Origin of the sequence: Nonomuraea candida, from assembly GCF_000725485.1 — a bacterium.
Lineage (GTDB): Bacteria > Actinomycetota > Actinomycetes > Streptosporangiales > Streptosporangiaceae > Nonomuraea > Nonomuraea candida.
Map to the genome: position 1 here is coordinate 669267 of NZ_KL647031.1, position 19405 is coordinate 688671.

Annotated in this window: 17 protein-coding genes; 15 read left to right on the top strand and 2 right to left on the bottom strand. The window is 72.7% G+C overall.

What is annotated here, in order from left to right; translation table 11 throughout:
* Positions 1–300 carry a hypothetical protein gene (locus tag IO39_RS46935; protein WP_043639391.1) on the top strand — a complete coding sequence of 100 codons (300 nt, stop codon included), beginning with the start codon at positions 1–3 and terminating at the stop codon, positions 298–300.
* Positions 301–362: 62 nt separating this feature from the next.
* Here the strand turns inward: IO39_RS46935 and IO39_RS46940 are convergent, their stop codons facing one another.
* Positions 363–926, bottom strand: a complete 564-nt coding sequence (locus IO39_RS46940; RefSeq protein ID WP_169789243.1) for a TetR/AcrR family transcriptional regulator — start codon at positions 924–926, stop codon at positions 363–365.
* Positions 927–979: 53 nt separating this feature from the next.
* Between IO39_RS46940 and IO39_RS46945 the strand changes: the two genes are divergently transcribed.
* From IO39_RS46945 to IO39_RS46980, 8 genes are all read left to right on the top strand, one after another.
* On the top strand, positions 980–4090 hold the full coding sequence (locus IO39_RS46945) for a bifunctional cytochrome P450/NADPH--P450 reductase (protein WP_043639394.1): 3111 nt from the start codon (positions 980–982) through the stop codon (positions 4088–4090).
* A 225-nt stretch (positions 4091–4315) separates the two neighbouring features.
* On the top strand, positions 4316–4924 hold the full coding sequence (locus tag IO39_RS46950) for an ACT domain-containing protein (protein ID WP_043639398.1): 609 nt from the start codon (positions 4316–4318) through the stop codon (positions 4922–4924).
* Positions 4925–4990: 66 nt separating this feature from the next.
* Positions 4991–5503 (top strand): MaoC family dehydratase, encoded by a 513-nt coding sequence (locus IO39_RS46955; protein WP_043639957.1) that lies wholly within the window; start codon positions 4991–4993, stop codon positions 5501–5503.
* 16 nt (positions 5504–5519) lie between these two features.
* Positions 5520–6683, top strand: a complete 1164-nt coding sequence (locus IO39_RS46960) for an acyl-CoA dehydrogenase family protein (RefSeq protein ID WP_043639401.1) — start codon at positions 5520–5522, stop codon at positions 6681–6683.
* A gap of 246 nt (positions 6684–6929) precedes the next feature.
* Positions 6930–7934 (top strand): cation diffusion facilitator family transporter, encoded by a 1005-nt coding sequence (locus tag IO39_RS46965; RefSeq protein ID WP_052424288.1) that lies wholly within the window; start codon positions 6930–6932, stop codon positions 7932–7934.
* A 79-nt stretch (positions 7935–8013) separates the two neighbouring features.
* On the top strand, positions 8014–9408 hold the full coding sequence (locus IO39_RS46970; RefSeq protein ID WP_245642649.1) for an acyltransferase family protein: 1395 nt from the start codon (positions 8014–8016) through the stop codon (positions 9406–9408).
* 427 nt (positions 9409–9835) lie between these two features.
* On the top strand, positions 9836–11032 hold the full coding sequence (locus IO39_RS46975; protein ID WP_043639404.1) for a CysS/YqeB C-terminal domain-containing protein: 1197 nt from the start codon (positions 9836–9838) through the stop codon (positions 11030–11032).
* 124 nt (positions 11033–11156) lie between these two features.
* Positions 11157–11801 (top strand): Uma2 family endonuclease, encoded by a 645-nt coding sequence (locus IO39_RS46980; RefSeq protein ID WP_169789244.1) that lies wholly within the window; start codon positions 11157–11159, stop codon positions 11799–11801.
* 41 nt (positions 11802–11842) lie between these two features.
* Here IO39_RS46980 and IO39_RS46985 read toward each other — a convergent pair whose 3' ends face one another.
* Positions 11843–13138: an ABC transporter ATP-binding protein gene (locus tag IO39_RS46985; protein ID WP_043639408.1), complete on the bottom strand. Its 1296-nt coding sequence runs from the start codon at positions 13136–13138 to the stop codon at positions 11843–11845.
* Between the two features lie 240 nt (positions 13139–13378).
* Between IO39_RS46985 and IO39_RS46990 the strand changes: the two genes are divergently transcribed.
* The 6 genes from IO39_RS46990 (at position 13379) to IO39_RS47015 (ending at position 19350) form a co-directional block, all read left to right on the top strand.
* Entirely contained in the window at positions 13379–14881 is a 1503-nt protein-coding gene (locus tag IO39_RS46990; RefSeq protein ID WP_052424256.1) for a glycoside hydrolase family 13 protein, read from the top strand.
* On the top strand, positions 14878–15903 hold the full coding sequence (locus tag IO39_RS46995) for a LacI family DNA-binding transcriptional regulator (RefSeq protein ID WP_043639411.1): 1026 nt from the start codon (positions 14878–14880) through the stop codon (positions 15901–15903). Before IO39_RS46990 ends, IO39_RS46995 begins: the two co-directional genes overlap by 4 nt.
* Positions 15900–16787 (top strand): carbohydrate kinase family protein, encoded by an 888-nt coding sequence (locus IO39_RS47000; RefSeq protein ID WP_043639414.1) that lies wholly within the window; start codon positions 15900–15902, stop codon positions 16785–16787. The genes IO39_RS46995 and IO39_RS47000 overlap by 4 nt, the downstream gene beginning before the upstream one ends.
* A gap of 94 nt (positions 16788–16881) precedes the next feature.
* The gene (locus IO39_RS47005; protein ID WP_043639417.1) at positions 16882–17502 is read left to right on the top strand and encodes a bifunctional 4-hydroxy-2-oxoglutarate aldolase/2-dehydro-3-deoxy-phosphogluconate aldolase; all 621 of its coding nucleotides are present in this window, start codon (positions 16882–16884) and stop codon (positions 17500–17502) included.
* Positions 17503–17524: 22 nt separating this feature from the next.
* Complete coding sequence (locus IO39_RS47010) at positions 17525–18280, top strand: FadR/GntR family transcriptional regulator (RefSeq protein ID WP_043639419.1); 756 nt, start codon at positions 17525–17527, stop codon at positions 18278–18280.
* A 164-nt stretch (positions 18281–18444) separates the two neighbouring features.
* Positions 18445–19350 carry a D-isomer specific 2-hydroxyacid dehydrogenase family protein gene (locus IO39_RS47015; RefSeq protein ID WP_043639422.1) on the top strand — a complete coding sequence of 302 codons (906 nt, stop codon included), beginning with the start codon at positions 18445–18447 and terminating at the stop codon, positions 19348–19350.
* Positions 19351–19405 lie beyond the last annotated feature (55 nt).

Genomic DNA, 19405 nt, shown 5'->3' on the forward strand with positions numbered 1-19405 from the left:
GTGGTTCCAGATCTTCGCCAGCCGCTGGTGCGGCAGCTCGCCGAGTCCGACGCCCCCCGCCACTACTGGCACATGGGCGACGAGGACGGCCGCGCCTGGTTGTTCGAGAGCGTCGAGGGCGACGGCGAGCACTGGGCCGTCCGGCAGGTCGAGGTGGGCTCCGACCGGGCGGCGCGCCGCTACTGGTGGCGGCATCTGCAGGACGAGCACGGCTTCCTGACCGACCAGCCGCTGGAGATCTGGGAGCTGACCGAGATCCCCCCGGAGGCGTTCGAAGCGGTCTGGGAGGCCGCGGGCTGAGCCCCGGGGGAAGCCGGGCGTGCCGGGAACGCGGGGCGGGTCCGGTCCGTGCGCCGCCCTGGTCAGCCGGTGAAACTGGCCAGGCCGTGGATGATCAGGTGGATGGCCGTGTCGAAGTCGCGCTCGATCTCCTCCGGCTCCGCCGGCAGGTGCCCCTGGGTCTCGGCGACGACGAACCCCGTGACGAACGCGTGCAGCACGTCACTCGTGCGCCGCAGCTCCGCCTCCGGCACCCCGGCCTGGCGCAGGATGCGGTAGAGCGTCTGCCAGATCTCCAGCTTCCTGTCCGCGATGAGCTCGGGATTGCTGTGCAGGTAGCTCCACAGGGCCGGATGCGCGACCACGTGCCGGTGGTAGGCCAGGGCGAGGGCGCGTAGCTGCTGCTGCCAGGGGGAGCCGTCGTCGGGCGGCAGGTCCATGCGCCGCGCGGCCGTGGCGCAGATCAGCGCGATGAGCGCCTCCTTGCTCTCCACGTGGTGATAGAGCGACATGGGGTTGACGTTGAGCTCGCCGGCGAGCTTGCGCATCGAGAACCCCTCCACCCCGCCCTCGTCCATCAGGCGCAGGGCCGTCGTGGTGATCTCTTCGAGTGTCAGGGGTGCACCCCTGCGCGCGCTCACTGCCATACACCGTATGGTAGCGTCAGCCATACGGTGTATGGCTATGGAAGGGAGCACTCATGGCCCGGATCCCCGCCCCTCAGGGACTGCCGATCCTGGGGAACACGTTGCAGATCCCCTCGGACACGCCCATGGAGCACTTCGTCAAGGTGGCCTCGCAGTACGACGAGGGCATCTTCCAGCTCGAGGTCGCCGGGCGCAGGATCGTGCTCGTCTACGACCCCGACCTGGTGGCCGAGGTGTGCGACGAGAGCAGGTTCGTCAAGCGGATCAAGCCCCCGCTGTCGATCGTGCGCGACTTCGGCGGTGACGGCCTGTTCACGGCCGACGCGGACGAGCCGGTGTGGGGCCACGCGCACCGCATCCTGATGCCGGCCTTCAGCCAGCGCTCGATGAAGGCGTACTATCCGCAGTTCCTCGAGGTGGCCGAGCAGCTCGTCGAGTCCTGGGCGGCCCGCCAGGGGGAGGACCTGCCCGTCGCCGACGACATGACCCGGCTCACCCTCGACACGATCTCGCTCACCGGGTTCGGCTACCGGTTCGACTCGTTCGGCTCGCCGGAGCTGCACCCGTTCCTCGAGGCCATGGGCGGCGCGCTGACCGAGGCGATGCTGCGCAACCAGCAACTGCCCTTCGTCACGAAGCTGCGCAAGCGCCAGGAGGAGACCTACCGGCGCGACATCGCCACCATGCAGGCGCTGGTGGACGACGTGATCAAGCAGCGCCGCGCCGACGGCGGCGGGGGCACGAAAGACCTGCTGGGCCTGATGCTGGAGGCCTCCGACCCGCAGACCGGCGTGCGCCTGTCGGACGAGAACATCCGCAACCAGGTCCTCACCTTCCTGATCGCCGGCCACGAGACCACCAGCGGCCTGCTCTCCTTCGCCCTGTACAACCTGCTGCGCGAGCCGCACGTGCTGGCCCGCGCCTACGACGAGGTGGACCGGCTGCTGCCGGGGGACGAGCCGCCGACGTACGAGCAGATCATGAAGCTGGACGTCGTGCCGCGCATCCTGGAGGAGACGCTGCGGATCTGGTCGCCGATCCCCGCCTTCAGCGTGAGCGCGATCCGCGACACCATGATCGGCGACTACCTCATCCCCGAGAACCAGGGCGTCGGCGTGCTGCTGCCGCCGCTGCACCGCCACCCCAAGGCGTGGCGGCGGCCCGACGAGTTCGACATCGACCGCTGGCTGCCGGAGAACAAGAAGGAGCACCACCCCGGGGCGTACAAGCCGTTCGGGAACGGCGAGCGGGCCTGCATCGGCCGCCAGTTCGCGCTCACCGAGGCCCGGCTGGCGCTGGCGATGATCCTGCGGCGCTTCGCCCTGTCCGACCCGGGCGTCTACCGCATGAAGATCAAGCAGACGCTGACGCTGAAGCCGGACGGGTTCACGCTCAGGGTCCGCGAGCGGCGCGCGCACGAGCGCGCCGTGGTGACCGCGCTGCCCGAGCGGGAGAGCGAGCAGCAGGACATCGCGGTGACCGGCGTGCCGCTCACCGTCGCCTACGGCTCCAACCTCGGCACCAGCGCCGACATCGCCGAGCGGCTGGCCGAGCGGGCCGGGCGGTCCGGGTTCGCGACGACGCTGACCACGCTGGACGAGCTGACGCCGCCCGCCGAGGGGCTGCTGGTCGTGGTGGCCTCCTCCTACAACGGCAAGGCCCCCGACAACGCGCAGCGCTTCGACGCGCTGGAGACGCTGCCCGACCTGTCCGGGGTGCGCCTGGCCGTGCTGGGCTGCGGAAACACGCAGTGGCCGACGTACCAGGACTTCCCGCGGCGCGCCTTCGAGAAGCTGACGGCGGCGGGGGCCGTCCCGCTCGTGGAGCGGGGCGAGGCCGACACGGACGGCGACTTCGACGGCGACGTGTCCGCGTGGACGGCGCGCCTGTGGGCGGCGCTGGCCGAGGAGTACAGCGCCGCCCCCGGCGCCGCCGAGCCGCGCTACGAGATGGAGGTGCTCACCGAGGCCGAGGTCAGGCCGTCGGTGGTGTCCGAGCGGGCCGTCCCGCTGACCGTGGTCGCCAACGAGGAGCTGACCGGCGACCCGGAGGGGCTGTGGGACTTCTCGGCCGAGGCGCCCCGCCCCGGCGTGCGCTCCATCGTGGCCAGGCTGCCCGAAGGCGTGACGTACTCGGCCGGCGACCACGTGGCCGTCTTCGCCAAGAACGACCCCGAGCTGGTGGAGTGGGCGCTGCGCTGCCTGCGCGTCCCCCGCGAGCAGGTCGTGCGCCTGCGCGCCGCCGGCTCGACGCACCTGCCCGTCGGCACGCCGGTCACGGCCGGGCTGCTGCTGACCGAGTTCGCCGAGCTGCAGGAGGTGGCCACCAGGGCCGACCTGGAGGCGCTGGCCGCACACACCGCCTGCCCGTGGACCACGGGCCGGCTCGCCGAGCTGACCGCCAACTACGCCGACGAGGTCCTGGCCAAGCGGCTGTCGCCGCTGGCCCTGCTGGAGCGCTTCCCGGCGATCGAGCTGCCGCTGCCGGTGTTCCTGGAGATGGCCGGGCCGATCAGGCCGCGCTACTACTCCGTCTCCTCCTCGCCGCTGGCCGACCCCGGCCTGGTACGGCTCACCGTCGGCCTGGTCGAGGGGCCCGCCTGGTCCGGCAGCGGCACCTACCAGGGCATGTGCTCGGCGTACCTGGCGGGGCTGCGGGAAGGAGAGGTGTTCTACGGCTACATCCGGGTGCCCGCGCCGCCGTTCCGGCTGCCGGAAGACCCGGCCACGCCGGTCATCCTCGTCGGCCCCGGCACCGGCTTCGCGCCGCTGCGCGGGTTCCTGGAGGAGCGGGCGCTGCGCGGGGCGAGCGGGCGGGCCGAGGTGTTCACCGGCTGCCGCCATCCCGAGCACGACCTGCTGTACGCCGGGGAGCTGGCCGCCTGGGAGGCGGCGGACGAGGTGCGCGTGCACCGGGCGTACTCGGCCGTGCCGGGGCATCCGTACCGGTTCGTGCAGGACGCGGTCGCGGCTCACGGCGACGAGGTGTGGGAGCTGCTCGGGCAGGGCGCGCACGTGTACGTGTGCGGCGACGGCCTGCGGATGGCCCCGGCCGTCCGGCGGGTCCTGCTCGACCTGCACCGGGAGAAGACCGGCGAGGACGGCACGGCCTGGCTGGCCGGGCTGGAGGCGGACGGGCGCTACCAGCAGGACGTCTTCGCCTGACGGGCGCTGATGACGGCGCCCCGGCCGAGGACGGGGCCGGCGCGGCCACGGTCGGTCCGCCGCGTGACCACAGGAGGACCTGCCGTAACCCTCACCTTCCCTTTATCGACAATTCGGTCTTAACACTGCATTGTTGGATATAACCGCAGCATGTGCGACATGTCCGTGGAACATGCTCGAAACCTTTCCACGGCACTGTGAGAGCCTCTGGGAAAGGGGGCGGCCATGCTGCTGCGACTGAGGGTGTCGTTGCCGGACCGGCCGGGTGGTCTCGGTCAGGTCGCCAAGGCGCTGGGCGCGCTGGGAGCCGACATTCTTCAGGTCACCGTGCTCGAACGCGAGGCCGGACGTGCCGTGGACGACTTCACCGTCTCCTGGCCGGGTCCGGTGACCGCGGCGGAAGCACGCGAGCGGCTGTCCGCCGTGCCCGGCGTACGGGTGGAGGGGGTCTGGGCCACCAGGGAGGTGCCCGGCTCGGCGCCCGACTACGACCTGCTCATGCATGTGGCCGCCGAGCCCGGCAGGGGGTTCGCCACGCTGGTGGACGCCCTGCCCGGACTGTGCGGGGCGGAGTGGTCGATGGCGGTGGCCCCGGACGGCGCCGTACGGCATGCCTCGGTGACCGCGCCCGCCGAGTTCGAGCTGCCCGAGCCGCCGCCGCGCGCCATCACCCTGGAGGCCAAGGAGCTGCGACTCATGCTGCTGCCCGTCGTCGCGGCCGGGCTGCACCTGGTCGTCGCCAGGGCCGAGGGGCCGGAGTTCCACCGGGCGGAGGTGGAGCGCGCCACCCGCATCGTGGACGTGGTCTCGAAGCTCGCCGCCCGCGCCCCGTGAGGTGATTGACCGAACATTCATCTGGTCGTTAACGTGGGCGTCCTGACGTGCGAACAGGAGCAGCGCGTGACCGTGCACGAGCCCGCCATCGGCCGCTACTACGAGGACTTCGTCGTCGGGGACGTCTATCAGCACCCCATGGGCCGCACGATCGGCGAGTCGGACAACACCTGGTTCACGCTCCTGACCATGAACACGAACCAGAACCACTTCAACGCCCACCTCGCCGCCAGGTCCCCGACCGGCAAGATCATCGTGAACTCCGGCCTCAGCGTGGCCATCGTGCTCGGGCTGTCGGTCATCGACGTCAGCCAGACCGCGATCGTGAACCTGGGCTGGGAGGACATCACGCTCACCCACCCGGTGTTCGTGGGCGACACGCTCTACGCCGAGTCGAAGGTCATGGCGAAACGCGAGTCGAAGTCCCGTCCGTACGCCGGGATCGTCACCTGCTTCACCCGCGGGCTCAACCAGGACGGCGACGAGGTCATGTCCTGGACGCGGACCGTCATGGTCTACAAACGCGACGCCCCGCACGACAAGGGCTATTTCCCCCAGGCCAAGAGCGGCCCGCTCTGAGGAATCGAGGCGGTGGATGGACTTCGAGCTGACCGACGAGCAGAAGGCGTTCCGCGAGACCCTGCGCGCGTTCGTGGACAAGGAGATCGTGCCGGTGGCGACCGAGTGGGAGCACTCGGGGCGCTATCCCACCGAGATCGTCGACAAGATGAAGCAGATGGGGCTGTTCGGCCTGTCCGTGCCCGAGGAGTACGGCGGCCTGGCGGCCGACATGGTCTCCTTCGCGCTGGTCTTCGAGGAGATCGCGCGCGGCTGGATGGGCGTGGCGGGCACGATCGGCTCCCACTCGCTGGCCTGCTGGGTGATCGCCCGCCACGGCACCGAGGAGCAGAAGCGGCGGCACCTGCCCGACCTGGCCACCGGCGCGCGCCGCACCGCGATCGCGCTGACCGAGCCCGGCGCGGGCACCGACCTGCAGGGCATCCAGACCCGCGCGGTACGCGACGGCGACCACTACGTCGTCACCGGCACCAAGACGTGGATCACCAACGCCCGCCACGCCGACCCGTTGCCCGTGCTGGTCAAGACCTCGATCACCGAGCCCGCCCACAAGGGCATGTCGGTGCTGCTGGTCGACCCCGGCTCGGCCGGCTTCAGCGTCAGCCGCGACCTGCCCAAGCTCGGCTACAAGGGCACCGAGACGTGCGAGGTGGTGCTCGACGGGGTGCGCGTGCCGGTGTCGTGCCTGCTCGGCGGCGTCGAGGGGCGCGGCATGCAGCAGGTGCTCGGCGGGCTGGAGATCGGCCGCGTCAACATCGCCGCCCGCGCCGTCGGGGTCGCCCAGGCCGCGTACGACGCCGCACTCGGCTACGCCCGCGAACGCACCGCCTTCGGGCAGCCGATCGCCGACTTCCAGGCCATCCAGCTCAAGCTCGCCGACATGGCCACCGAGATCCAGGCCGCCCGGCTGCTCACGTACTGGGCCGCCGCCCAGGCCGACGGGGGCAGGCGGGTGGACATGGAGGCGGGCATGGCCAAGTACTTCGCCTCGGAGGTGGCGCTGAAGGCGTCACTGGAGGCGATGCGCATCCACGGCGGCTACGGGTACTCGCAGGAGTACGTGGTCGAGCGTCTCTACCGGGACGCGCCGCTGATGGCCATCGGCGAGGGCACCAACGACGTGCAGCGCATGGTCATCGCCCGCTCGCTCGTCTCGGGCAAGGGGAAGATCGGCTGGTAGGCCGGGGTGTGCCGCCGCCCGGCCCGCGGCAGGCGTCCTGATAAGAAGGGATGAGCTGCGCAAGCGAGGGATGCCATGTCCGACCAGCACGACCATGGCGACGGCCACGGTCAGGGGCACGCTGACGAGCATGGGCACGGTCATGGGCATGATCGCGGTGACGGTCGTGGCGCCGGGCACGGGCACGCTGCCGGGCATGGGCACGGCGAAGGGGGCGGGCGTTCGTCGCGGTGGGGGATCGGGGTGGTGCTGGCCCGGGTCGGGCACGCCGTCGCGCCGCACGGCCACGACACCGCCGACAAGACCGACAGCGCCCTGGAGGGCAGCGACCGGGGCATGCGCGTGCTGGCCGTCTCGTTCGCCGTCCTCATGCTCACCGCCGCCGTCCAGGCCGTCATCGTCGTGGCCTCGGGCTCGGTCGCGCTGCTCGGCGACACGCTGCACAACCTGGCCGACGCGCTGACCGCCGTACCGCTGGCGATCGCGTTCTCGCTCGGCCGCCGCGCGGCCAACCGGCGCTACACCTACGGGTACGGCCGCGCGGAGGACCTGGCGGGCATCGTCATCGTCGCGCTCATCGCCGCCTCGGCCGCCCTGGCCGGGTACGAGGCCGTCACGCGCCTGCTGGACCCCCAGGAGATCAGGGCCGTCGGCTGGGTGGCCGGGGCGGCGCTGGCCGGGTTCGCCGGGAACGAGTGGGTGGCCCGCTACCGCATCAGGGTGGGCAGGGAGATCGGCTCGGCCGCCCTGGTGGCCGACGGCCTGCACGCCAGGACCGACGGCTTCACCTCGCTGGCCGTCCTGCTGGGCGCGGGCGGCGCCGCGCTCGGCATCCCCCTGGCCGACCCCGTCGTGGGCCTGCTGATCACGGTCGCCATCTGCTTCGTGCTGCGCGACGCGGCCCGCGAGATCTACCACCGGCTCATGGACGCCGTGGACCCGTCCCTGGTGGACGCCGCCGAGCGCGTCCTGGCCACGGTCGGGGGGGTGCGGCGGGTGGAGTCCGTACGGCTGCGCTGGATCGGGCACGCGCTGCACGCCGAGGTGGAGATCCTCGTCGATCACGACATGTCGGTCGTGGCGGCGCACAGGGTGGCGGTCGAGGCCGAGCACCGGCTCATCCACGAGCTGCCGCGCCTGCGGGCCGCCACCGTGCACACCGACCCGGACGGCCCGGACGGCGCCGACCACCACGCCTCCCTGACCACCCACCGCCCCCAGAGCCGGACGCCGGCCACCTGGCGTCCCTGATCTCGGCGCGCCCACGGGCGGATGGGGGCCTCGGGAGACCCTTGGCATCACTCCTCCGGGAACGGGTAGGTTGTGGCGAGTGTCCGCCGCCGCCCTGCCCGCCGCCAGTTCTCCGGCCGCCCCGGCCGCCAGGCTCGCGTGGCTCGACGCGCTGCGTGGCATCGGCGCGCTGGCCGTGGTCGCCGAGCACCTCCTGCCCTGGTTCGTCCCCGGGCTGCGGCCCTACTGGTTCAGCCTGGGCGTCTACGGCATCCTGGTGTTCTTCCTGGTCAGCGGCTACATCATTCCGGCCTCGCTGGAGCGGCACGGCGACGTGCGCGCCTTCTGGATCAGCCGCTTCTTCCGCCTCTACCCGCTCTACCTGGCCATCATCGCGCTCGTGCTGGGCCTGGCGTGGTGGGTGCCGGTGCGCGAGGCGGTGCCGCGCGACGGCAGCGCGGTGGCGGCGCACGCGACCATGCTGCTCGACGTCGTCAGCGTCGGCGGGGTGGCCGACACGATGTGGACGCTGTCGTACGAGATGGTGTTCTACCTGGTGGTCACCGCGCTCTTCCTGACCAGGGGGCACGGCCGCAGCGGGCTGTGGTCGATGGTGTTCGCGGCGGGGGCCGTGGTGGTCGGGCTGGTCGCGTCGGGGGCGGTGCTGGGCGGCGGGTGGCCCGCGTACGTGTCGTGCGCGGTGTTCGTCGCCGGCCTGGCGGGCGTGCTGCTGGGCAGGTTCCGCACGGCGGCGGCCTGCGCGCTCGGCCTCATGGCCGTGGTGCTGCTGGTGACGAGCAGCCGGGTGCCGTGGCTGGGCGTCGCGGTGCTGGCGGTGATGTTCGCGGGCACGGCCGTCTACCGGTGGGAGCGCGGCACGGGCGGGCTGTGGCCGGTGGCGGTCACCGCGGCGCTGGTCGCGATCGCGCCCGTGTGGGCCGTCACGAGCGGCTGGTGGTGGGTGCGGGCCGACGTGTGGATCACCACGATCGTGCTGGCCGCGGCCACGTTCGCGGGCGGGATGGCGCTGCGCGGGCGGCGGCTGCCCCGGCCGCTCGTGTGGTTCGGGCTGATCAGCTACTCGCTCTACCTGGTGCACCATCCGCTGCTGAAGTACTTCGTGGAGATCAGCGGGGACCTGCGCCGGGCCGGTCTGGCGCAGCAGCTCGGCATGGCGGCGCTGGCCGTGGCCGCGGTCGTCGGCGTCAGCGCGCTGACCTACCGCTACGTGGAGCGTCCCATGCAGGCGCTGGGCCGCCGTCTGTCACGCCGCCTGTCACGCCGGAGCCGCGCCGGCCGGAGCGGGGCCGAGGCCCGCGGTGTGTCAGGCGCGAGCCGCGCCGGCCAGGGCGCCGGGCAGGGCGGGGCCGAGGGCGGCGGCCAGGCGCGGGTCACGCCTCAGGACCCGCGCGACCACCGGGTCCTCGGCCAGCAGGAAGGCCAGGTGCCTGACCGCGTGCGCGACCACGTGCGCCAGATCGACCCGCTCGGGTGACGGCGTCGCGGGCGCCGCGCCGCGGGCGATCTCCAGCACCGGCACCTCGACCGCCGGCAGCCAGGGCTCGGGATCGGGGCAGACCGCATAGGTCAGCACGATCCCCTCATCCGGCTCGTGACGCCAGCTCGTGGAGTGCACGACGGTGCCGGGGTCGCCGGCCGCCACGCCGCTGAGCCTGCGGGCCGTCTCGTCGGGGCTCTCCCCATGGAGCGGCTGGGTCATGGCATGCCGGTACGACCAGCGACCGCCGGTCCCCACCCGTAGCATGAGCGTCTCAACCGAGACCACGTGTCTTCCCGTCACCACCACCAACTTACTGCCAATCATGTGCAGGTACACACCCTGGGCATTCGAGTCCCGCTCTTGAAACTTCACGGTGGGCCGGGTTGTAGTCGATGGCGTGCGAGAGAGAGGGTCGACATCCATGCCCGGTCTGCTGGTGCTGATGGGTTCTGGCGAGACGAGCCCGACCATGGTCGAGGTCCATCGCGCCGTGGCGCGGACACTGCGGCCGGGGGCGCGGGCCGTGCTGCTCGACACGCCCTACGCCTTCCAGGAGAACCGCGCCGACATCTCCGCCCGCGCCTGCCGGTACTTCGCCCGCAGCGTCGGCCTGGACGTCGAGGTGGGGTCGGCGATCACGGGCGCGGACTGGGTGTTCTCCGGGCCGGGCAGCCCCACGTACGCGCTGGACCGGTGGGCCGGCTCCGGCCTGGCCGGCGACCTGCGGGCCAGGATCAGGGCCAGGGAGGGCGTGACCGTGCTGGCCTCGGCGGCGGCCTGCACGGCGGGGCTGGCCACCGTACCGGTGTACGAGATCTACAAGGTGGGCGCGGAGCCGCACTGGCGCGAGGGCATCGACCTGCTGGAGCCGCTGGGGCTGCAGGCGGTGCTGATCCCGCACTTCGACAACGCCGAGGGCGGCACCCACGACACGCGCTACTGCTACCTCGGCGAGCGCCGGCTCTCGCGCATGGAGCGCGAGCTGCCGCCCGGCACCGCGGTCCTCGGGCTCGACGAGCACACGGCGCTGCTCATCGGCCTCGACGACGAGTCGGTACGCGTGGCGGGCCGGGGCGGCCTGACCGTGCGGCGGCCCGGCTCGCTCGCCGTCCTGCCCGCGGGCACCAGCACCACCCTCGCCGAGCTGCGCCACCTGGCCGAGGGCCGCGCCGGCACGACCGCCCCGCCCCCTCCCGCCCCCTCATCCGCGGCGCAGGCGCCCGCCGAGGCGACGCTGGAGGAGTCGATCCGCTCGTGCGAGGAGCGGTTCAAGGCCGCCGCCGACCGCTCCGACCCGGTGGCGGCCGCGCAGGCCGTGCTCGACCTGGAGGCGGAGATCGTCAAGTGGGCGGCCGACACGGAGGAGGACGCGGGCGGGGTGGAGCAGGCCAGGGAGCTGATGCGGCTGCTGGTGGGCCGCCTGGGCGACCTGGCGGCCACGGCCCACCAGCGCGCCCGGGCGCTGCCCGCCCTGGCGGAGTCCCTGCTGGAGCTGCGGGCCGAGCTGCGGGACAAGGGCGCGTACGACGTGGCCGACGCGCTGCGCGCCGCGCTGACCAGAGGCGGCATCACCATCGAGGACACCCCCACCGGCCCCCGCTGGTCCCACCCCTCCTGACCCGGAGAAGAATGGCATGATGACGTATCGTGTTGGTCAAGTAACGGTAAGGTGATCTCGTCACTCGACGTGCTCGTACATGCACGCTTGGCCTCTGCTGAGCGTGCGTGCGAGACTCTCGTTCATGGAAGGCGATGAGGCGATGACTGCTCTGCCGGATGAAGGCTGGCTGGAAGCTCATCCGCCGCCGGGTCGCGTCAGGCTCTTCTCCGTGCCGCGCGCCCTGGGCAACTACACCGTCGAGGACTGGCTCAAGCTGCCCGAAGCCGGGGAGCGGATCGAGTTGATCGACGGGAGTTTTCTGGTGAGTCCCATGCCTGGCTACGATCACGCGATCGCCGCCAAGCGCCTGCTCCGTATCATCGACGACGCCTGCCCTCAGGACTACGAGGTGGTGGAGACCGGCAATCTCGAAGTCTGTGGCGACGGCCTGATACCGGACATCGTGGTGGGGCATGCCGCGGCGATGCCCGGAGCCGTCACGCTCTCCTCCGGCGACGTCGTCTGCGTCGTCGAGATCGTCAGCCCGGGCAAGAGCGGCCACTGGCGCGACTACATCGTCAAGCCGCCCAAATACGCCGCCGGGGGCATCCCGTGCTTCGTCAGGGTCGAGCTGCGGGGCGACGGCGCGCCGCGGGTCGAGGTGTTCGGCCTCGGGAGCCAGGGTTACGAGCTGGTCGCCGAGGCGAAGGCCGGTGACACGGTGACGATCGGCATGCCCTTCCCGGTCACCTTCGACCCCGCCACGCTCACCGGCCCGCGCCGATAGATGTTCCCCCCTGCCGATGGGCGTTCGGCGGGGGAGGGGGTTCAGCGGCGCGGGGGGTCGATGCGGGCGCCGTCCAGGGTGAAGATCATGATGCGCGAGAGGTCCACCGCGACCTTGGCGGCGTCGCCCGTGCGCCAGATGGGGCGGTTGCCCAGCCGGACGATCAGGTCCGAGCGGCGGTGGATGCCGCTGTTCGCGTGCTGGCCCGCCTGCTCCTGCTCGACCGGGTCCACCTCGTCGGCCCGGGAGAACAGCCGCCGCGCCAGCGCCGTCAGCCGGCCCGCGCCGTTCCTGCCGCCGTTGAGCCGGCCGCCGCGCCCGCGCGGGTCCGGCGGCTCGGGCACCGGCACGGCCGGCATGCCGCACTCCAGGTACGCCAGCCACTCGTGTCCGTGATACTCCAGCGCCCGCACCCGCCCGTAGAAGGACGGCCCCTCGTACGACTCCGGCACCGGCGCCAGCCCGTCGGGACGCATGCCCACCAGCACCTGCCCGCCGGTGTGCTGGGAGATGGCGTACGCCCTGGGATCGCTCCAGGGCATCGTGAGCCGGTGCGGGCCGAAGTCGAGCATCACATATTGGTTCTGCGGGGTCCTGACACCCGCCGTCAGCAGGTTCAACTGCTGGGAGTTGAGAAAAGCCGCCACGAAGGCCGTCGCTGGATCGTTGTAAATCTGGGCCGGAGTGCCGACGTCCTGGAGGACCCCGCGATTCAGGATCGCGATGCGGTCGGCCAGGGTCAGGGCCTCGACCTGGTCGTGCGTGACGTAGATCGTGGTGACGCCGAGCGACCTGACCAGCGCGGAGATCTCCATGCGCAGCTCGGTGCGCATGCCGGCGTCGAGGTTCGACAGCGGCTCGTCCATGAGGAAGAGCTTGGGCTGGCGGACGATCGCCCGCCCCATCGCCACCCGCTGCCGCTGCCCGCCGGAGAGCGTGCCGGGGCGGCGCTCCAGGGTCTCGTCGATGTGCAGCGCCTTGGACAGCTCGGTGACCCGCTCGCGCACCATCGCCGGGTCGGCCTTGGCGATCTCCAGGGGGAAGGCGATGTTTCCGCGGACCGTCCGGTGCGGGTAGAGCGCGCCGTTCTGGAAGACCATGGCGACGTCGCGGTCACGGGGGGCCAGGTGGTTGGCCAGCTCGCCGTCCAGCCAGAGGTCCCCTTCGGTGATCTCCTCCAGGCCCGCGATCATCCGGAGCAGCGTGGATTTCCCGCACCCCGAGGGGCCTAAAAGGACGAGGAACTCCCCTTCTTCCGCCTGGAGGCTCAGCCGGTCGACTGCGAGGTAGTCGCCCGGATACACCTTGGTCACTTTGTCGAGAACGACCGAGCTCATGGGCCCACACCTTGCGCGCGTGTCACCTGTGACGAGGCTGATTGAAGAGGTAGTACATCGCGCCTTAACGCTACATGTCCACCCTTGACATAAAGAATCTCCAGCCGGGGGGTTTCGGACGGGTGTTTTGGGCATCCGTACGCCGAGATTTCCCAATCTGTGACGCATGGAAGGGCTTGCGTAAACTTACGGAAAGAGCTTTCATGGTCGGGACGTTCGGGAGAGGACTTCGGGGGAGACATGACCGCTTGGTGGCGGAACGCCGCGATCTACCAGGTCTACGTGCGCAGCTTCGCTGACGGCAACGGCGACGGCGTGGGCGACCTGATCGGCGTTCGCGATCGCCTGCCGTACCTGGCGGAGCTGGGCGTGGACGCCATCTGGCTGACGCCCTTCTACACCTCTCCCATGGCCGACTTCGGCTATGACGTGGCGGACTACAGGGACGTCGACCCGCTGTTCGGGACGCTGGCGGACGCCAAGGCGCTGATCGACGAGGCGCACGGCCACGGCCTGCGCGTCATCGTGGACGTGGTGCCGAACCACACCTCCTCCGCCCACCCCTGGTTCCGCCAGGCGCTGCGCGGCGAGCGGCGCGACCGCTACATCTTCCGCGACCGGCCCAACGACTGGGAGTCCATCTTCGGCGGCCCCGCCTGGACCCAGGTCGAGGACGGGCAGTGGTACCTGCACCTGTTCGACCCGTCCCAGCCGGACCTCAACTGGGAGAACGACGAGGTGCGCGGCGAGTTCGAGTCGATCCTGCGCTTCTGGCTCGACCTGGGCGTGGACGGCTTCCGCGTGGACGTGGCGCACGGCATGGTCAAGCCGGCCGGCCTGCCCGACATCGGCCGCGGCAACCAGGCCAGGATGGTCGGCCGCGAGCCGGTGCCGTTCTTCGACAACGACGGCGTGCACGAGATCCACCGCGCCTGGCGGCGCGTGCTCGACTCCTACCCCGGCGAGCGGATCGGCGTGGCCGAGGCGTGGGCGCCCACGCCGGAGCGGCTGGCGATGTACGTCCGCCCCGACGAGCTGCACCAGGCCTTCAACTTCCACTACCTGTTCGCGCCGTGGGACGCCGCCGAGCTGCGCGCCGTCATCGACTCCTCGCTGGCCACGGCCTCCTCCGTGGGCGCGCCGACCACCTGGGTGCTGTCGAACCACGACGTCAAGCGGCACGTCACCCGCTACGGCAGCACCGCCAGGGCCCGCGCCGCCGCCCTGCTCACCCTCGCCCTGCCCGGCTCCGCCTACCTCTACAACGGCGAGGAGCTGGGCCTGCCCGAGGTGCTCGACCTGCCGGAAGAGCTGTGCCAGGACCCGCAGCGGCTGCGCGACCCCGACAGCGGCCGCGACGGCTGCCGGGTGCCGATGCCCTGGACCCGCGACGGCGGCTGGGACGACCCGTGGCTGCCGATCCCCGCCGCGTGGGCCGAGCTGAGCGTGCAGGCCCAGCAGGGCGTGCCGGGCTCGACGCTGGAGCTGTACCGGCGGGCCCTGCGCCTGCGCCGCGCCCTGCACGCCGAACTGGCCGCCGACCCCGGCGCCGACCCGGAGAGGCTGGTCTGGCACGACTCGCCCGAGGGCACGCTCGTCTTCTCCAGGGGCGCGTTCGTCTGCACCGTCAACCTCACCGGAACCTCCGTGGACTTCGGCGTCGAAGGCGAGCTCCTGATCACCTCCGATGTCCCCGGAGCAGCGGATTCGGCGGCCTGGTGGAAAGTAAAGTGTCTGCCATGAACGGTCACGCTCGCCTAGCCGACATCGCCGCCCAGGCCGGGGTGAGCGAGGCCACCGTCAGCCGCGTGCTCAACGGCAAGCCCGGGGTCTCGGCCGCCACCCGCCAGGCGGTCATGGCCGCGCTCGACCTCATGGGCTACGAGCGCCCGCCCCGCCTGCGGCAACGCAGCAACGGGCTGATCGGCCTGGTGACGCCGGAGCTCGACAACCCGATCTTCCCCGCCTTCGCCCAGGCCATCGAGAAGGCGCTGACCCAGCACGGCTACACCCCCGTGCTGTGCACCCAGCTCCCCGGCGGCGCGCCGGAGGACGAGTTCACCGAGCTGCTGGTCGACCGCGGCGTCAGCGGCATCGTGTTCGTCTCCGGCCTGCACGCCGACACCACCGCGCGGATGGACCGCTACACCCGCCTGACCGACCGCGGGCTGCCGATCGTGCTGGTCGACGGCTACAGCGAGCACATCGACGCGCCCTTCATCTCGCCCGACGACCGCATGGCCGCCCGGCTGTCGGTGCAGCACCTGGTCGACCTCGGCCACGAGCGCATCGGGATCGCGCTGGGGCCGCGCAGGTTCGTGCCGGTGATCAGGAAGATCGAGGGGTACAAACAGGCCATGGCCCAGCTTCTCGGCGTCGAGGACGTCGAGGAGCTGATCTCCCACTCCCTGTTCTCCGTCGAGGGCGGGCAGGCCGCCGCCGCGCAACTGCTGGCCCGCGGCTGCACCGGCATCGTGTGCGCGAGCGACCTGATGGCGCTGGGCGCGATCCGGGCCTGCCGGCAGCAGGGCCTGTCGGTCCCGGGAGAGGTGTCCGTGGTCGGGTTCGACGACTCGCCGCTGATCGCGTTCACCGACCCGCCGCTGACCACCGTGCGCAAGCCGATCGGCGCGATGGCCTCGGCGGCCGTGCAGACCCTGCTCGAAGAGGTCAACGGCGCGCCGGGCAAGCACGTCGAGCTGATCTTCCAGCCGGAGCTGGTCGTGCGCGGCTCCACCGGCTCGGGGCCGCTGGTCAACCGATGACGCGCGACCTCCTGGTCCTCGGCGGCTCCGGGGTCGACTCGACGGTCTACGTGCCCGAGCTGCCCCTGCCGTACCGCGACACCTACCACGTGCCGCCGGTCGTCGACCGGATCGGCAACACCGGCTCCGGCGTGGCGCTCGGCTGCCACGCGCTCGGGCTCCGCGTCGCCTTCGCCGACCTCATCGGCGACGACCCGCAGGGCGCGCTGGTCCGCCACGCGCTGCGCGAGGTCGAGTGCCGCTTCGGCCGCGCCGCGGCGGGCACCACGCGCAGCGTGCTGCTGGTCGACCCGGCCGGGCGGCGCACCTCGCTGCACGACCCGAAGGCCACGCCCGGCGAGCGCCTGCCCCGCGAGCTCTACTCCGACGTGCGCGCCCGCCACGTCCACGTGTCGATCACCGACCGCTGCCGCGACGTCTTCGCCGGCCTCGGCGGCGTGCCCGTCTCCACCGACCTGCACGACTGGGACGGCGTCAACGCCTACCACGAGGACTTCGCCTACCGCGCCGACCTGGTCTTCCTCTCGGCCGCCGCGCTGGCCGACCCGGCCGGGGTGATGCGCGCGATCATCGCGCGCGGGCGCGCCCACACGGTGGTGTGCACGCGGGGCGCCGACGGCTGCCTCGTGCTGACCCGCGAGGCCGCGGGCGAGGTGCGCGCCTTCCCCGCCGCGCCGCTGCCGGGGCCGGTGGCCGACACCAACGGGGCGGGCGACGCGTTCGTCTCCGGGTTCCTGTACGCGCTGCTGCGTGGCAGGCCGCTGGAGGAGCGCGTACGGCTCGGGGCGATCGCGGGCGCGCACGCGTGCACGGTGGCGGGCACCCACGAGTCCCCGATCGGCGAGCCGGCGCTGCTGGCCAGGGCACAGGCGCCGGCCGGCTGACACCGCCGCGGCTCCGCGCCGCCCGGCCGCCCCGATCAATGGTGATTTAATAGTACTTATTAGCCCAACGTCCACGGGAAGGGGACGAGCGGGCATGTACCGCTGGGAGATCGTCCGGGCCGTCACCGAGCAGCGGGTGTTCGGCATCGTCAGGAGCGCGGGGCCGCAGGAGGCCGTCGCCGCCGCCGAGGCCGTGCTGGACGCCGGGCTGCGCGCCGTGGAGGTCGCGCTCACCACGCCCCGGGCGCTGACCGCCGTCGCCCGGCTCACCGAGACGCGCCCCGGCGCCCTGGTCGGCGCCGGCACCGTGCTCGACGCCGCCGCCGCCCGCGCCGCCGTCGAGGCCGGGGCGCGCTTCCTGGTCTCGCCCAGCCTGAGCGCCGAGGTGATCCGCGCCGGGCACCGCCACGGCGTGCCCGTCTTCCCCGGCGTGGCGACCCCGACGGAGATCGTGCGGGCGCTGGAGGAGGGGGCCGACGCCGTGAAGCTCTTCCCCGCCTCCGCCATGTCGCCGTCCTGGCTGCGGGACGTACGCGCGGCGCTGCCCCAGGCTCCCGCGATCCCCACCGGCGGGGTGACCCTGGAGAACGCGCCCGACTGGATCGCGGCCGGCGCCGTGGCCTGCGGCATGGGCTCCGCCCTGACCTCGGGCGGCGCGCGGGCGGCGGGGGAGCGCGTCACCACCCTGCTCGCCCGGCTCGCCGGGGCCCGCTGATGTCGCGTCAGGGAGCCACGGCGTGAAGCTGCACGGCCTGCACGGGCAGGTGGTCGACGGGCTCGGCCGGGCGCTGGCGGCGGGGGAGCCGGGCGCGGGCGAGGTGCTGCGGCTGGAGGACGTCCAGGAGCGCTTCGGCGTCTCCCGTACGGTCGCCCGCGAGGCCGTACGCGTGCTGGAGGCCAAGCGGCTGGTCGCCAGCCGCCCGCGCGTCGGCGTCACCGTGCGCCCGATGAGCGCCTGGAACCTCTACGACCGCCAGGTGATCCGCTGGCGGCTGGCCTCGCCGGGGCGCGAGGCGCAGTCGCGCGAGCTGGCCGAGCTGCGGGCCGCCGTCGAGCCCGCCGCCGCGGCGCTGCCCGCCGCCGCGGCGCTGCCCGCCGCCGCGGCGCTGGCCGCCGCGCACGCCCCGCCCGAGGCGCGGCGGCAGCTCGTCGCCCACGCGCACGCCCTGACCGCCGCCGCGCGGGACGGTGACGGCGAAGGCTTCGTGGCCGCCGACACCGCCTCCCACCGGGTGCTGCTCGCCGCGTCGGGCAACGGCATGTTCGCCCAGCTCGCCGAGGCGACGGAGGAGCTGCTGCGCTCCCGGCGCGACCTGCTGCTCATGCCGGAACGCCTGGACGGCCCCGCCGCCCGCCGCCACCTCGACGTGGCCGAGGCGGTGGCCGCGGGCCGGGGCGAGGACGCGGCCCGGGCGGCCGGCTCGATCGTCGCGGCGGCCCGCGCCGAGGTCGAGCACATCCTGCGATCCGGCGCCTGCCCCCTCGTCACGTGACGCAGAGGTCCGGCGCGTCGCCCCGCGCCGCATGATTCCGGCGTCGGGCAGGGCCCGGACGCTCGTTCAACGCAGTCGCATGACAAAGGCGCCGGTGCCATTCGGACATCAAGCGCGATATATGCTCACTCGGGATCAATGTGCTACGCCCGGGAGGCTGCCCGATGACCGTCGCCGTCCACGTCGGCCCCGAACCCGTGCCCGCGCTCATCGACGCCGTACGCCGTGCGGGCGGCCGCGTCGTGCCGCTGGCGGAGGCCGAGGCGATCGTCTACTACGGCAACGACGACCCCGACGAGATGCGCTCGCTGATCCACGAGGGCATCCGCTGGGTGCAGCTCCCGCACGCGGGCGTCGAGCGGTGGGCCGACGCCGGCGTCATCACCGACCACCCCGTCTTCACCGCCGCCACCGGCTCCTACGGCCGCCCCGTGGCCGAGCACGCGCTGGCCATGATGCTGGCCGCCGCCCGCGGGCTGCACCGGCTGGCCAGGGCGAGGTCGTGGGGGCCCAACACCTCCAGGGAACTGGCCGGCTCGACGGTCGCGATCGTCGGCTGCGGCGGCATCGGGCGGGCCCTGATCGCGCTGCTGGAGCCGTTCGGCTGCCGGGTGGTGGCGGTCAGCGACAGCGGCGCGGTGGCCGGCGCCGCCGAGGTCCTGCCGCGCGCCCGCTACCGCGAGGCGCTGCCCGGCGCGGACTACGTGGTCGTCTCGGCCCCCGCCACGCCGGGCACCAGGGGGATGTTCGGGGCGCACGAGTTCGGGCTCATGCGGGACGACGCCTGGCTGGTGAACGTCGCCAGAGGCGGCCTCGTCGTCACCGGCGACCTGGTGGAGGCGCTGCGCGCGGGCCGCATCGGCGGGGCGGCGCTCGACGTGACCGATCCCGAGCCGCTGCCGGACGGCCACCCGCTCTGGGAGCTGGACAACGTGCTCATCACCCCCCACTGCGCCAACCCCCGCCCCGCCTACTGGCGCGGGCTGGCCGAGCGCGTCACCTCGAACGTGCGCCGCTTCGCCGAGGGCGCCCCGCTGGAGGGCGTGGTCTCCCCGAAACAGGGCTTCTGACGGCGAGCGTCCACCTGAGCTGATCCCGGTGGCGGTGTCCTGTCCGGGCTGATCC